Origin of the sequence: Arthrobacter globiformis (genome assembly GCF_030818015.1) — a bacterium.
GTDB lineage: Bacteria > Actinomycetota > Actinomycetes > Actinomycetales > Micrococcaceae > Arthrobacter > Arthrobacter globiformis_C.
On sequence record NZ_JAUSZX010000001.1, the window covers coordinates 645,146 to 659,860 of the forward strand.

12 protein-coding genes are annotated in these 14,715 nt (G+C 66.4%); 3 read left to right on the forward strand and 9 right to left on the reverse strand.

Going from position 1 to position 14,715, the window contains the following annotated elements; translation table 11 throughout:
• Positions 1-43: 43 nt before the first annotated feature.
• The 7 genes from QFZ23_RS02990 to QFZ23_RS03020 form a co-directional block, all read right to left on the reverse strand.
• Positions 44-1,558: an NAD-dependent succinate-semialdehyde dehydrogenase gene (locus tag QFZ23_RS02990; protein ID WP_306920455.1), complete on the reverse strand. Its 1,515-nt coding sequence runs from the start codon at positions 1,556-1,558 to the stop codon at positions 44-46.
• 102 nt (positions 1,559-1,660) lie between these two features.
• Positions 1,661-2,476 carry an HpcH/HpaI aldolase family protein gene (locus QFZ23_RS02995; RefSeq protein WP_306920456.1) on the reverse strand — a complete coding sequence of 272 codons (816 nt, stop codon included), beginning with the start codon at positions 2,474-2,476 and terminating at the stop codon, positions 1,661-1,663.
• Positions 2,461-3,246 carry a 2-oxo-hept-4-ene-1,7-dioate hydratase gene (gene hpaH / locus QFZ23_RS03000; RefSeq protein WP_306920457.1) on the reverse strand — a complete coding sequence of 262 codons (786 nt, stop codon included), beginning with the start codon at positions 3,244-3,246 and terminating at the stop codon, positions 2,461-2,463. The genes QFZ23_RS02995 and hpaH overlap by 16 nt, the downstream gene beginning before the upstream one ends.
• A gap of 3 nt (positions 3,247-3,249) precedes the next feature.
• Positions 3,250-4,335 carry a 3,4-dihydroxyphenylacetate 2,3-dioxygenase gene (hpaD, locus tag QFZ23_RS03005; RefSeq protein ID WP_306920458.1) on the reverse strand — a complete coding sequence of 362 codons (1,086 nt, stop codon included), beginning with the start codon at positions 4,333-4,335 and terminating at the stop codon, positions 3,250-3,252.
• A gap of 48 nt (positions 4,336-4,383) precedes the next feature.
• Positions 4,384-5,898: a 5-carboxymethyl-2-hydroxymuconate semialdehyde dehydrogenase gene (gene hpaE, locus QFZ23_RS03010; protein WP_306920459.1), complete on the reverse strand. Its 1,515-nt coding sequence runs from the start codon at positions 5,896-5,898 to the stop codon at positions 4,384-4,386.
• A gap of 24 nt (positions 5,899-5,922) precedes the next feature.
• Positions 5,923-6,630, reverse strand: coding sequence for a GntR family transcriptional regulator (locus tag QFZ23_RS03015; protein ID WP_306920460.1), 708 nt, complete (start codon positions 6,628-6,630; stop codon positions 5,923-5,925).
• The gene (locus tag QFZ23_RS03020) at positions 6,623-8,104 is read right to left on the reverse strand and encodes a fumarylacetoacetate hydrolase family protein (RefSeq protein ID WP_306920461.1); all 1,482 of its coding nucleotides are present in this window, start codon (positions 8,102-8,104) and stop codon (positions 6,623-6,625) included. The genes QFZ23_RS03015 and QFZ23_RS03020 overlap by 8 nt, the downstream gene beginning before the upstream one ends.
• Before the next feature lie 224 nt (positions 8,105-8,328).
• On the opposite strand from QFZ23_RS03020, the gene QFZ23_RS03025 reads away from it, so the two are divergent.
• Complete coding sequence (locus tag QFZ23_RS03025; RefSeq protein WP_306920462.1) at positions 8,329-10,311, forward strand: FAD-binding monooxygenase; 1,983 nt, start codon at positions 8,329-8,331, stop codon at positions 10,309-10,311.
• Between the two features lie 108 nt (positions 10,312-10,419).
• Here QFZ23_RS03025 and QFZ23_RS03030 read toward each other — a convergent pair whose 3' ends face one another.
• A complete protein-coding gene (locus QFZ23_RS03030; protein ID WP_306920463.1) occupies positions 10,420-10,602 on the reverse strand; it encodes a hypothetical protein in 183 nt (60 codons plus the stop codon).
• Positions 10,603-10,962: 360 nt separating this feature from the next.
• Between QFZ23_RS03030 and QFZ23_RS03035 the strand changes: the two genes are divergently transcribed.
• Entirely contained in the window at positions 10,963-12,465 is a 1,503-nt protein-coding gene (locus QFZ23_RS03035) for an APC family permease (RefSeq protein WP_306920464.1), read from the forward strand.
• Here QFZ23_RS03035 and QFZ23_RS03040 read toward each other — a convergent pair.
• Entirely contained in the window at positions 12,415-13,179 is a 765-nt protein-coding gene (locus tag QFZ23_RS03040) for an AmiS/UreI family transporter (RefSeq protein ID WP_306920465.1), read from the reverse strand. The genes QFZ23_RS03035 and QFZ23_RS03040 overlap by 51 nt on opposite strands.
• A gap of 197 nt (positions 13,180-13,376) precedes the next feature.
• On the opposite strand from QFZ23_RS03040, the gene gdhA reads away from it, so the two are divergent.
• Entirely contained in the window at positions 13,377-14,714 is a 1,338-nt protein-coding gene (gene gdhA, locus QFZ23_RS03045) for an NADP-specific glutamate dehydrogenase (protein ID WP_306920466.1), read from the forward strand.
• The last annotated feature ends 1 nt before the right edge of the window (position 14,715 follow it).

Here is a 14,715-nt window from a genome sequence, read left to right on the forward strand (position 1 = left end):
TCCTTGCTGTGTGGACACGTCGTTGTGTGGATACGTCGTTGTGTCAGTTCGCGTAAGGGTCGGCGATGCCGATGTATTGGGTGGTGGTGTATTCGGCGATGCCTTCGGAGCCGCCTTCGCGGCCGAGTCCGGACTGCTTGACTCCGCCGAAGGGTGCTGCGGCGTTGGAAATGACGCCGGCGTTGAAGCCGACCATGCCGAATTCGATCTGTTCGGCCACGCGGAGGAGGCGGTTGAAGTCGCGGCTGTAGAGGTAGGAGGCGAGGCCGTATTCGCTGGCGTTGGCCAGCCTGATGGCGTCTTCCTCGGTAGCGAAGGTGGTGACGGGGGCGACGGGGCCGAAGATTTCCTGGCGGAGGACGTCGGCGTCGTTCGGCACGTTGCCCAGCACGGTGGGCTGGTAGAAGTATCCGGGGCCGTCCACGGGTGCGCCGCCGGTGATGGCGGTGGCTCCGGCGTCGACGGCGGCACTAACGAGGGCGTGCACGTCGTCGCGGGCGCCGCCGTCAATCAGGGGACCGACCTGGGTGGAGGGGTCTGTGCCGCGGCCGGTGGCCAGGGAGCCCATGGCGGCGGCGAACTTGGCGGTGAACTCCTGTGCCACTGACTCATGGACGAGGAAGCGGTTGGCGGCGGTGCAGGCCTCGCCCATGTTTCGCATTTTGGCGGCCATGGCCCCTTCGACGGCCTTGTCCAGGTCGGCGTCCTCGAACACGATGAAGGGGGCGTTCCCGCCGAGTTCCATGGAGGTGCGCAGGACGTTGCCGGCGGCGTTGGCCATCAGCTTCTTGCCGACGGGGGTGGAGCCGGTGAAGGAGACCTTGCGCAGGCGCGGGTCAGCGAGCAGTGGGCCGGAGATGCCGGAGGCGCTGGCGGAGGGGACGACGTTGAGGACTCCGGCGGGCAGGCCGGCGTCGAGCATGGTCTGCGCGAACAACTGTGCCGTCAAGGGCGTTAGTTTGGCGGGTTTGAGGACCGTGGTGCAGCCGGCGGCGATGGCGGGAGCGACCTTGCGGGTGGCCATGGCGAGCGGGAAGTTCCAGGGGGTGATGAGCAGGCAGGGTCCGACGGGTTTGTGCTGGACGAGGATCTTGTTTTTGCCCTCTGGGGTGGTGAGGTAGCGGCCGTAGTCGCGGACGGTTTCCTCGGAGAACCAGCGCAGGAACTCGGCGCCATAGGTGACTTCGCCGCGGGCTTCGGCCAGGGGTTTGCCCATTTCCAGGGTCATCAGCAGGGCGAAGTCTTCGGCGCGTTCGGTGACCAGGTCGAAGGCGCGGCGCAGGATCTCGGCCCGCACCCTGGGGGCGGTGCGTGCCCAGGAAGCCTGGACCGCATCGGCCGCGTCGAGCGCGGCGAGGGCGTCCTCGCTGGTGGCCGAAGCCACTGTGGCAAGTACCTCCCCGGTGGCGGGATCGTGCACGTCGAACGTCCCGCCGTCGGACGCCTCCCGCCATTGGCCGTTGATGAGCAGGCCGGTGGGCACGGACGCGAGAAGCGCTGCCTCACGTTCGGGAGTGACGGAGGCCGGCGAGACGGCAGGGGAGAGCGAAATGGTCATGCGGGAGTCTCCTTGGGAGCGCGAAGGGTTGAGGGCCCAACAGACTCGCAGTTGTTGTCGTTTTCACGCGTCATAACGACAACAGGTGCGAGTCAGTTGGGGCTAGTAGGACGTTGGTGAGCCGCCGTCTGCGGCTTGGATGTACTCGGCGGCGAGTGCTTCGGAGCCGCGGGCGAGCAGGGCGACGTCGGCGCCCACCAGGATGAAGTCGGCGCCGGCCGCGAGGTAGCGGCGGGCGGTGGCGGGGGCGAAGGCGTTCACGCCGGCGGGTTTGCCGGCCGCTTTTGCGGCGGCGAGGCAGTGTTCGACGGCGGCGCGCACCTCGGGGTGTTCCTGCTGTCCCAGCAGCCCCATCGAGGCGGCGAGGTCGGATGGGCCGACGAAGATGGCGTCCACGCCGTCGACCTTCAGGATGTCCTCCACCGCCTCAACCGCCGCCGTCGACTCAATCTGGACGGTGACGCTGACGGTCTCCGACGCCCGGGTCAGGTAGTCCGGGACCCGGTTCCAGCGGGCCGCGCGGGCCAGCGCCGAGCCGACGCCGCGGACACCGTGTGGCGGGTAGCGGGTGGCAGCCACCGCGGCCTCCGCCTCGGCCACGGAGTTGACCATCGGCACCAGCAGGTTCTGCACGCCCAGGTCAAGGTACTGCTTGATGAGCACGGTGTCATTCACGGGTGGCCGGACCAAGGTGTGGACCGGGTAGCCGTGGATGGCCTGCAGCTGGGCGAGGATGGATTCGAGCCCGTTGGGGCTGTGTTCGGCGTCCACCAGGAGCCAGTCCAGGCCGGACCCGGCACAGAGTTCGGCAATGAGCGGGCTGCCGGAGCACACCCACATCCCCGCCAGCGGCCTGCCTGCTTTACCGTTTTGATTGCGCAGCACGGAGCGGAAGGTGTCTTCTACTCGAAGCGGCACGTCACAACTCCCAGGGGTCCGTAGTCGGCGTGGACGGTGTCGCCCTTGTACACCCAGAGCGGCCGGGTGAAGGAGCCGGCAAGGATGATGTCGCCGGCCTTCATGGCGTCTCCGTGCGCGGCGATCTTGTTGGCTAGCCAGTGCACCCCGTTTGCGGGGTGGTCCAGGACGCCCGCGGCGACGCCGGTTTCCTCCACGGTCTGGTTCTTGTAGAGGATCGCGGAGACCCAGCGGAGGTCGACGGCGTCCGGTTTGACGGGGCGGCCGCCCACCACCATGGCGCCCATGGCCGCGTTGTCGGAGATGGTGTCCACGATGGTCCGGCCCTCCATCTCGATCCTGGAATCGAGGATTTCGAGGGCCGGAACCACGTAGTCGGTGGCGTTCAGGACGTCGAAGATGGTGCAGCCCGGGCCCTTGAGCCCGTCCTTCAGAACGAACGCCAGTTCCACCTCCACCCGCGGATGGGTGTATTTGTCCCATTCCACCGAGCAGCCGGTTTCCAGCACCATGTCATCGAAGATGGCACCGTAGTCCGGCTCGGTGATGCCGGTGGCGGCCTGCATGGCCTTTGACGTGAGGCCGATCTTGCGCCCCACCAGGGTCCGGCCGGCGTCCTCGTTGCGGCGCCGCCACAGCTGCTGCACCGCGTAGGAGTCCTCCACCGTCATGTCCGGGTAACGGGCAGTCAGGCGGGGCACGGGTGTACGGGTCCGGCCGGCTTCCACCAGCTCGTCCGCAATGGCCTCGATCGTCTTCGCGTCCAGCATCGTTTAGACCTGGGCTCCGAGCTTGAAGCCCGTCCGGTCGTCTTCGGAGGACCCTTCCTTGCGGGTGTAGGAGAAGCCGTCGGCGCCGACGGTCACGGCCATTTCGCTCTTTTCCTCGCGAACGATGACCGGCTGCGGGTTGCCGTCCAGGTCCAGGACCAGGGAGGCTTCGGTGTACCAGGACGGGACGACGGGGTTGCCCCACCAGTCGCGGCGCTGGTTGTCGTGGACGTCCCAGGTGATGGTGGGGTTGTCCGGGTCGCCGGTGTAGTAGTCCTGGGTGTAGATCTCGATGCGGTGGCCGTCCGGGTCCAGGATGTAGAGGTAGAAGGCGTTGGAGACGCCGTGCCGGCCGGGGCCGCGTTCGATCCGGTCGCTGATGCGCAGGGCGCCCATCTTGTCGCAGATCTGGATGATGTTGTGCTTCTCGTGGGTGGCGAAGGCGACGTGGTGCATGCGCGGGCCGTTGCCGCCGGTGAGAGCGGTGTCGTGGACGGTCTGCTTGCGGTGCATCCAGGCGGCGTAGGTGACGCCGTCGGAGTCCTTGATGTCCTCGGAGACGCGGAAGCCAAGGTCCTCCAGGTACTTGCGGCCGCGGGGCACGTCCGGGGTGACCTGGTTGAAGTGGTCCAGGCGCACCAGCTCACCGGCAGAGTAGAGGTCGTAGCGCTGGGTGAGGCGCTCCACATGCTCAGTCTCGTAGAAGAACTCGTACGGGAAGCCCAGCGGGTCCTCGACGCGGACAGAATCGCCGATGCCCTTGGTAAAGCCTTCCTTGCGGCGCTCGGTGCGGCAGCCCAGTTCCTTGTAGTACGCCTCGGCGGCGTCCACCTCGGCGGGGGACTTCACCCGGTAGGCGAATGCGGCCACGGCGGCGATCGGTCCCTGGCGGAGCACCAGGTTGTGGTGGATGAACTCCTCCAGGGAACGGAGGTAGATGGTGTTCTCATCCTCTTCGGTGACGTGCAGGCCGAGCACGTCAACGTAGAACTCACGGGACTTCGCGAGGTCGGTGACCACGATCTCCATGTAGGCGCAGCGGACGATGTCCGGTGCCGGGACGGTCGGGGTGGGAACGAAGTTGGTCATGATGTTCTCTCTTCTTTGAAAGGGGGTTTGAGAAAGTACGACGGCGGATTAGGCGCCGAATTTGGGGGTATGGACAGAGCCGAGCGTGATGTGCACGGCCTGCTGGTCGGTGTAGAAATCGATGGACCGGTAGCCGCCCTCGTGGCCGAGGCCGGAGGCCTTGACCCCGCCGAACGGGGTGCGGAGGTCGCGGACGTTGTGGCTGTTCAGCCACACCATGCCGGCTTCCACGTTCTGCGAGAAGTTGTGGGCACGGGTCAGGTTCTGGGTCCAGATGTAGGCCGCCAGGCCGTACTTGGTGTTGTTGGCCAGGGCGAGGGCCTCGTCGTCGTTCTCAAACGGGGTAATGGCGACGACGGGACCGAAGATCTCCTCCTGGAAGATCCGGGCGTCGGGGGAGACGTCGGCGAAGACGGTGGGGGCAATGTAGTTGCCCTCCGGCAGGCCTTCGGGCCGTCCGCCGCCGGCCAGCAGCCGGCCTTCGGACTTGCCGATCTCCACGTAGGAGGCCACCTTCTCGTAGTGCTCCGGGTGCACCAGGGCACCCACCTGGGTCTTGGGGTCGTGCGGGTCGCCGACCACGATGTTCTTGGCGCGGGCGGCGTACTTCTCGCAGAACTCGTCGTAGATGGTGCGTTCCACCAGGATGCGGGAGCCGGCGGTGCAGCGTTCGCCGTTGAGGGAGAAGACGCCGAACAGTGCGGAGTCGATCGCGGCGTCCAGGTCGGCGTCGGCGAACACGACGCAGGGGGACTTGCCGCCGAGCTCCATGGAGAGGCCCTTGAGGTTGGCGGCGGCGTTGCGGAAAATGGTCTGGCCCGTGGTGGTCTCGCCGGTGAACGAGATCAGCGGGACGTCAGGGTGCTTGACCAGCGCGTCGCCGGCTTCCTCACCCAGGCCGTTGACCAGGTTGAATACGCCGTCAGGCAGGCCAGCCTCCTTGAAGATGGTGGCCCACAGCGATGCGGACAGCGGGGTGAATTCGGCCGGCTTGAGGACCACGGTGTTGCCGGTCGCCAAGGCGGGGGCCAGCTTCCAGGATTCCAGCATGAACGGGGTGTTCCACGGGGTGATGAGCCCGGCGACGCCGATCGGCTTGCGGTTCACGTAGTTGATCTGGGAGCCGGGGACCTTCATGGCGTCGTCGAACTGGGCCACGATCAGGTCGGCGAAGAAGCGGAAGTTCTCCGCCGCACGCAGCGCCTGTCCCTTGGCCTGGGTGATGGGCAGTCCGGTGTCGAAGGTCTCCAGCTCGGCGAGCCGTGCTTCCTGCGCTTCGACGGCGTCAGCGATCCGGTTCAGGACGCGGGCGCGCTCACGGGGCTTCATCTTGGGCCACGGGCCGTTGACGAATGCTTCGCGGGCCGCGGCGACGGCGAGGTCGATGTCTTCCTTCTGGCCTGCCGCGGCGGTGGCGTAGTTCTGGTTGGAGACAGGGTCCAGGACGTCGAAGGTCTTCCCGCCCACGGAATCTACGAACTTGCCGTTGATGTAGTGCTGGATGTGGGTGGGCGGGTTCTCGGGAACGTAGTGCTTTGCTGCTGTTTCTACAGGGGTCGTCATCGTTGAGGTCCTAACTGTGTGGTCTTAAGGAGTGTGGTCTTTGGGGTTGGTTTGGGAGAGGTACGCGTCCAGGGTGGCGCTGCGGTGGAGTCGTGCTGCTTTTTCGATGGTGTCGGCGTCGGCGCCGGTTTCAATGAGCTTCAGCAGGGCCTCGTGTTCGTCCACGGACTCGTGGGCCCGGCCGGGAACAAAGCGGAACGTTGAGGACCGCAGCGATGCCAGCCGGTTCCAGCCGCGGTGGACAAGATCCAGGATGTGCGGGTTGGGGCAGTGCTCGAACAGGACGCTGTGGAAATCCTGGTTGAGCCGGGTGAAACGGACGGGGTCGAAGTGCTTCAGGCACTCCCGCATCTCGGCGTTCACTGCCCGGGCGCGGGCAATGTCCGCTTCGCCGACCAGCGGCGCGGACAATGCCGTGGCCGCACCCTCCACGATGCTCAGGGTCTGCATCGTGTAGAGGTACTCGGTGGGGTCGATGCCCGCCACAGTGGCCCCGACGTTGCGTTCAAACTTCACCAGGCCTTCGGCCTCGAGCCGGCGGATCGCTTCCCGGACCGGGACAACACTGAACCCGAGGTCCTTGGCAATGGCGGCCAGGACCAGCCGGTAGCCGGGCGTATAGGTGCCTTCCACGATCCGCGCCTTGATGGCCTGGTAGGCCTGCTCGGACTTGCTGCCGGCGGTGCCGTCAGCAATGCTCTCGGCAGCGGGGGCGGTGACTGTTTCAGTCATTGGCTTTGCCTGCTTCCCATTCCTCATACCTGGCACGCCAAGCAGCGTTGAGCGGGTAGAGCCCGTCCACGCTGTGGCCCTGCTCGACCATTTCGGCGATGAAAACCTCTTCGCGTTCCTGGGCGACCGAGTCGTTGGCGACTTCCTCGGCCAGGGCCGGCGGGATCACCAGGATGCCGTCCGAGTCCGCCACGATGATGTCGCCGGGCTGCACGGTGGTGCCGCCGCAGGCGATGGTGATGTCCGTGTCCCACGGGATGTGGCGGCGGCCCAGCACCGCAGGGTGCGGGTTGGAGTAGTAGGTGGGCAACTCCATGGCGGCCACGGCGGAGAAGTCCCGGACGCCGCCGTCGGTAATGATGGCCGCGGCGCCGCGGACCTGGGCGCGCAGGGCCAGGATGTCGCCGATGGTCCCGGTGCCCTTCTCGCCGCGGGCCTCCATGACCAGGATCTCGCCCTCATTGACTGAGTCGATGGCGCGTTTCTGGGCATTGAAACCGCCGCCGTGTGTCTTGAAGAGGTCCTCACGGTTGGGCACGTAGCGCAGGGTCCGGGCCAGGCCCACCACGCGCTTCTCCGGACGGGTGGCGGTGAGTCCGTCGATGCTGACGTTGTTAAGGCCGCGCTTGCGCAGCTGGGAGGACAGCGTGGCGGTGCAGACGCTCTCCAGCTTGGCCTTCAGCTCCGGGGTCAGGGCAGATTCCCCTGCCCCTGAAGACACGGCGGGAAGGCCAGCGGCTTCGCGCGAGCCGTACGCCTCTTCGCGCTGCAGGTCATCGGCCTTGGGCCGGGCACCAAAGTCAGCGAACGCCGTCGTCCCTTCCTTAACTGTGGTGGTGAGGCGGCCGGTGCTCAGCTCGCCGTCGGCGGTACTTACCTCCACCTCCAGCACATCGCCGGGCACGGCGACCGAGGCGCCGGCGGGCGTGCCGGTGAGGATGATGTCCCCCTCCTCGAGGGTGAGCAGCTGGGACAGGTCCGCCACGAGCCGGGCGAACGGGAAGAGCAGGTCTTCGGTGGTGTCATCCTGCACCAGTTCCCCGTTGTGCCAGGTGCGGATGCGCAGGTTGGCGGGGTCGACGCCGTCTGCCGGAATCAGTGCCGGGCCCACCGGGGTGAAGCCGTCGCCGCCCTTGGACCGGAGGTTGGAGCCCTTGTCCGCGTAGCGGAGGTCGTACACGCCGAGGTCGTTGCTGGCCGTGACCGCGGCGACATGGCCCCAGGCGTCCTCGACCTCGACGCGGCGGGCGGCCTTGCCGATGATGATGGCGATCTCGCCCTCAAAGCCGAGGAGTTCGCAGCCGGCCGGGCGTTCGACGGCGGCGCCGGTCAGGGACAGCGACGACGACGGCTTCAGGAAGTAGGAGGGCTGCGCCGGCGTCCGGCCGCGCTGGGCTGCACGGCTGGGGTAGTTGATGTGCACCGCGATCACCTTGCGTGCTGCTGCCAGGGTGTCGTCGTTGACCTGCTCCAAAGCGTTCTCCTCATCAGGTACGAAATCGTATACGAAACATACTGGACCGCTTCCGGCTACTGCGTCAACCCCCGCTTCTTGGGAAAGTGAAGCTGCTTGTAACGCGGGTCATATGTGACGTACAGTACGAAGCATAACCATGATTTCTATTATCGAACCAGCTGTTCCGATATAGAACACAAGATTTGGCGACAGCCAGCCACACAGTGAAGTGAGGAAAGCCCGTGCAGTTCCACCACCACGGTTACGTTTCCGGTGACCCGCGTATCCAGCCGGCCGCCGGCGTCGGCATCAACCGCCCCGAAGAGCTGCCCGACGAGGTGGACGTGCTCATCGTGGGCTCCGGCCCCGCGGGCATGCTCGCAGCCGCCCAGCTCTCCCAGTTCCCGGACATCACCACCCGCATCGTGGAGCGCCGCGGCGGACGCCTGGCCATCGGCCAGGCCGACGGCATCCAGGCCCGCAGCGTCGAGACGTTCCAGGCGTTCGGCTTCGCCGAGGAGATCACCGCGGAGGCCTACCGGATCACCGAAATGGCGTTCTGGAAGCCGAGTCCGGAGAACCCGAAGCACATCGCCCGCGCCGCCCGCGCGGTCGACGACGAGATGGGCATCAGCGAATTCCCGCACCTGATCGTCAATCAGGCCCGGGTGCTGGACTACTTTGCCCGGGTCATGGCCTTTGCCCCGACCCGCATGGCCCCCGACTACGGCTACGAGTTCCGCAGCCTGGACGTCGCGGACGCGGGGGAGTACCCGGTCACCGTCACCCTGGTCCACACCACCGGTGAGCTGGCGGGCCAGGAGCGTGTTGTGCGCGCCAAGTACGTGGTGGGTGCCGACGGTGCGCGCAGCAAAGTCCGTGAATCGATCGGCTGCACGCTCGCCGGAGACCAGGCCAACCACGCCTGGGGCGTCATGGATGTCCTCGCATCCACCGATTTCCCGGACATCCGCACCAAGTGCGCCATTCAGTCCCACGACGGCGGCAGCATCCTGCTGATCCCGCGCGAGGGCGGCCACCTGTTCCGCATGTACGTTGACCTTGGCGTCGTGCCGGAGAACGACAACGGCGCCATCCGCAAGACCACCATCGAACAGATCATCGCCCACGCGAACCAGATCCTGCAGCCCTACACCCTCGAGGTCCGCAACGTCGCCTGGCACAGCGTGTACGAGGTGGGCCACCGCCTCACCGACAGGTTCGACGATGTCCTGCCCGCCGAACGGGATACCCGCACGCCGCGGGTGTTCATCACCGGCGACGCCTGCCACACGCACAGCGCCAAGGCAGGCCAGGGCATGAACGTGTCCATGCAGGACGGCTTCAACATCGGCTGGAAGCTTGGCCACGTGCTCGAGGGCCGGAGCCCGGAGTCGCTGCTCGCCACGTACTCCGCGGAGCGCCAGGTCGTCGCGAAGAACCTGATCGATTTCGACAAGGAATGGTCCACCCTGATGGCCAAGAAGCCCGAGGAGTTCGAGGACCCCTCCGAGCTCGAAGACTTCTACGTGCGCACCGCCGAATTCCCGGCCGGATTCATGACCGAGTACGCGCCGTCAATGATCGTCGCCGAGGCGAAGCATGCCGGGCTGGCCACCGGCTTCCCAACCGGCAAGCGCTTCAAGTCTGCTCCCGTGCAGCGCGTCTGTGACACCAACCCGCTGCACCTGGGTCACCAGGCTACGGCCGACGGCCGCTGGCGCATCTACGTGTTCGCAGACCCGGCCGAGGCCGGCGCCGCGTCGCCGACCACTGACTTCGCGCAGTGGCTGGAGAACTCGCCGGAGTCCCCCCTGGCGGCTACGCCGGAGGGTGCCGACGCCGATGCCTGGTTCGACGTGAAAGTCATCTACCAGCAGGACCACAGGGGCATCGACATCAACGCAGTCCCTGCCGTGTTCAAGCCGGAGGTCGGGCCGTTCAGGCTCACCAACCTTGAGAAGGTCTACGGCACCGACCCGAAGGCCGATATCTTCGAGCTGCGCGGCCTTGACCGGGGCGGCGTCGTGGTGGTGGTCCGCCCGGACCAGTACGTGGCGAACGTCCTGCCGCTGACCGCGACCGCGGACCTCGGCGCGTTCTTCGCACCCCTGCTGCCGGCCCGCCGGCCGGAACCGGTCCAGCCCGAGACGCTTCAGCCCGGGACGCCTCAGGCCGAACCGCTTCAGTCCGCCGGCTCGGGGCTCGTCGCCAACCTGGCGTAAGAGCAAGGCTGCCGGGGAGCCCAGCAAACCTCCCCGGCAGGCCTTTGCTCTTTGAGTCCGGCTCCTTGCAATGCGGGGTTCGGGCTCTTCTTGTTCCCGGGGGCCGCCTCAGCCAAGCCCGCGGTGCGCGGCCCACATCCCGGCCGCGTGGCTGGCGGCCCCGGTGATCAGCGCCGCGAGCTCAGGCCGGTCAGGCACGCGGAACGAAACATATGCTCCCCGGCCGCCGGCAACGGGACGGCCGTAGGCCTTCGCGGCGAGATGGCCGTCGGGCAGGAGCCGGACGTTCAACGTGGTCAGCGTGAACTCCTCGCCCCTTCGGCTGTCCGTCCAGCGCAGAGCCTCCGGAATGGTGACTTGATGGCCAGGGCGCTCACTTCCAGAGCGGAATCGCTGCTCATGGACACATGGTCTCACGCGGCACCATAGGCGCGCGGGCCGCGGCCAGGGGCAGCAGCCTGCTTGACCGCGCGCGGGGACAGCGGGACCCTCTGGATAAAGGCTGCGCCAGTCACGACCAGTGCGCTGAGGCACAACAACTGATCGCTGCCAGACAAGCCCTATCCGACCGGGACTGCCAAGCTGGAATTCAGGGTGCGAGGCCATTGCCGGCACCCCTCTCCAACGCTCATGACCGTTAAGAAGGATCCAATGAGTATTTCAAATTCCGAGTCCCGGACTGCAGAAGCAAATCCGCGCAAGGAGCAGTCCACCGCCCTCCGCGCGGGCAGCATCGGCGTTCTGGGCATTCTCTTTTTCGTTCTTTCAGCCCAGGCTCCGCTGACCGGCATCGTCGGTGCAGCGCCCCTGGCGGCTGCACTCGGCAATGGCGCCGGGGCACCGGGCGCTTACCTCGTCGTTGGCATCGTCATTGTCATCTTCGCCGTCGGGTTCGTGGCGATGAGCCGGAAGGTGCAGGCCAACGGCGCCTTTTACGCCTATATCACCGCCGCCTTCGGCAGAAAGACAGGCACGGGCGCAGCCTGGTTGGCACTGCTGGCGTACAGCACGGTGCAGGCCGCCATGTACGGACTCTACGGTGCGGCCTTCTCCGGCTTGCTGGGTTCCGCCGGCGTGACCGTTCCCTGGTGGCTTCTCGCCGTTGTCACCATGGCAGGCGTGCAGGTGCTTGGCTCGATGAACATTGAACTCGGCGCCCGCGTCCTGGCATTCCTTGTGGGCCTGGAAGTGGCGATTCTGCTGCTGTTCGGATTCACCGTCCTGCTGAAGGGTGGGGGCCCGGAGGGCCTGAACATGGCAGCCTCGTTCTCCCCTGAAGCGATCGCAACCGGCGCCCCCGGCGTTGCCATCATGTTCGCCGTTGCATCCATGTTCGGCTTCGAGTCCACGGCCATCTACTCCGCCGAGGCCAAGGATCCCCACCGGACGGTGGCGCGGGCAACCTACCTCTCCGGGGGCATCATCGCCGTGTTTTTCGCCTTCATCACCTGGATGCTCGTGAGCTTCTACGGGCCCACGCACGTAATCGATGCCGCCGGAGCCGCCCTGGAGTCGGGAGACGCCACCTCCTTCGTGATCGGGCCGCTGGTTGAGTTGTTTGGCCCCTGGGCCGGTGTGACTGCGGGAATCCTCCTGGTGACGTCCCTCCTGGCAGGCATCATCGCCTTCCACAACGGCATCAACCGCTACCTCCACTCGCTGGCCCTGCGCAGTTCCCTGCCCGCCGTCCTGGCACGGACCAACAAGCATCGTGCCCCTGCCTCCGCAGCCTGGGTCCAGACGACTGTCGCCGTGCTGCTCGTGGGCCCGTTCGCGGTGCTGGGAATGGACCCTGTGCTGACGCTCTTCTCGTGGTTCAGCGGGCTCGCCGTTGCGGCATTGCTGGTGCTGTACATGCTCTGCTCCCTCGCCGTCGTCGCATTCTTCCACCGCGAACGGGTGTCCGGGCAGCTCTGGCAGACCCTCATCGCGCCGGCCCTTGCCGCGCTGCTGCTGGCCTGGGTCCTCTACCTGGTGGTCAGCAACTTCACCTCCCTCATCGGAGGGAGCGCCGAAACAGCCGTCGCGCTGCTGGTTGCCGTCCCCGTGATGTTCGTGGCCGGAGTGCTGGCGGAAATCGCAGTGGAGAAGCGCGGACGCACCTCAAAGCCCACGTTTGCCGATGAGGCTGCTGCCACTGCCACTGCCGAATGATGGCTCGTCGGCGGCTAACGGCTCGTTAGGGACGACGGCGCGCCGGCGGTTCCTCCCGCCGTCCGGCCGGGGCGCCCCGCCGGCGGGCCGGCCATCCCACCAGGCGATGCCGCCAGCGAGCAAGAGCAGCGCCGCGATGCACGCCGCGGCGCCGCCGGCCATTGCCGGGTCGCCGGGCCATTGCCCGGTGATCCCGAGAAAGGCCGGCACCGTGGCTGTCGCCTGGCTGGCCATTACCAGGGACCAGCCGATCAGCGGCGAAAGCCGGTTGTGGCCCAGCGCCAGCGAGAAGAAGAACAGTATCCACAGGTAGGACCAGCAGAGCCACAGCACCGCCAGCAGCGGGTCCTCGGGGAACCAGGCCGCGGTGAGCAGGAGGCCGCACCCGGCCACCATGCCGCAGAACCAGCCAAGGCCCGTTGACCCGAGCCCCAGCAGGAAATCCAGCCCAACATAAACGTAGGTCAGACCGAACAGGAACATGCCGGACGCCGAAAGCAGCAGCTGCATGCCGCCGTCGGCGTCCGGAGCTGTGCTGTCCAAACGAAGGGTGCCCAAATACGTGACGGCCAGATACGCGATGCCCAAGAGCAGCTGGAGGCTGCCGATGACCAGGCTCAGCACGGCTGCATCCCGGCGGGGGAGAGCCCCCAGGGTGGCGAGTCCGTTGATCAGCAGCGCGGCGCCCGAGAAGAGGAGGCAAACGTGTGTCATCAGTCGGCCTTCCTGACTCACGACATAGCACCGCGCATTCTCATTTTGTGGAATTCATCTGTCACATTACGGAGAATAAGGCTTGGCGCTGCCTTCGCCTACCCCACTGCGGTCTTAATCGGTTAGGTTGAAGGCTCAACAATAGGCGGCTCTAAGAATGCTCTCCGGCCGCTCCGCGCGGAAGTAAGGACAGATGCATGGATGCACGGCTGGAGGCCGTCAAGGATAAAGTGCTGGCGCGCAATCCCGGGGAGTCCGAGTTTCATCAGGCCGTCACGGAGGTCTTCGAAAGCCTTGGCCCGGTCCACGACCGGCACCCCGAATTCCTTGAAGCCGCCATCCTCGAACGGCTTTGCGAGCCCGAACGGCAGATCATCTTCCGAGTGCCGTGGACCGACGATTCCGGCCGGGTTCAGATCAACCGCGGCTTCCGCGTGGAGTTCAATTCGGCGCTCGGCCCCTACAAGGGCGGCCTCCGGTTCCACCCCTCCGTTTACCTCGGGATTGTGAAATTCCTCAGCTTCGAGCAGATCTTCAAGAATGCGCTCACCGGCATGCCCATCGGCGGCGGCAAGGGCGGTTCCGACTTCGACCCCCGAGGCCGCAGTGACGCCGAAGTCATGCGATTCTGCCAGTCGTTTATGACCGAGCTCTACCGCCACATCGGCGAGTACACCGACGTGCCTGCCGGTGACATCGGCGTGGGCGGCCGCGAAATCGGCTATCTCTTCGGCCAGTACAAACGCATCACCAACCGCTACGAATCGGGAGTCCTGACCGGCAAGGGCATCTCCTGGGGAGGCTCTCTGGTCCGGCCCGAGGCCACGGGCTTCGGCACGGTGATCTTCACCGAGGAGATGCTTAAGACACGGGGCTCGTCCTTCGACGGGCAGCGCGTGGTGGTTTCCGGTTCCGGCAACGTGGCCATCAATGCCATCGCTAAAGCCCAGGCGCTCGGCGCCACGGTCGTGGCCTGCTCCGACTCCTCCGGGTACGTCGTGGACGAGAAGGGGATCGACGTCGGGCTCCTCCGCCAGATCAAGGAAGTGGAGCGCGGACGTCTCAAGGACTACGTTCTGCGCCGTTCCGGCGTTTCCTACGTGGAGGCCGGCTCCGTCTGGGACGTCGCTGCCACCGTCGCGCTGCCGTGTGCCACGCAGAACGAGCTCGACGGCGATGCTGCCGCCCGGCTGGTCCGCAACGGACTGCTCGCAGTGGGCGAAGGTGCCAACATGCCCTCTACCCGGGACGCCGTGGCAATGTTCCAGGAGGCGCGCGTGCTGTTCGGGCCCGGCAAGGCCGCCAACGCAGGCGGTGTGGCTACGTCCGCGCTCGAGATGCAGCAGAACGCGAGCCGTGACTCATGGTCCTTCGAGCACACGGAACAGCGCCTTACGGACATCATGGTGGGAATCCATCACCGCTGCGCGTCTACCGCGGACGAGTACGGGGAACCCGGCAACTACGTGCTGGGCGCCAACATCAGCGGCTTCGTCAAAGTGGCAGACGCGATGCTCGCACAGGGGCTGATCTAGG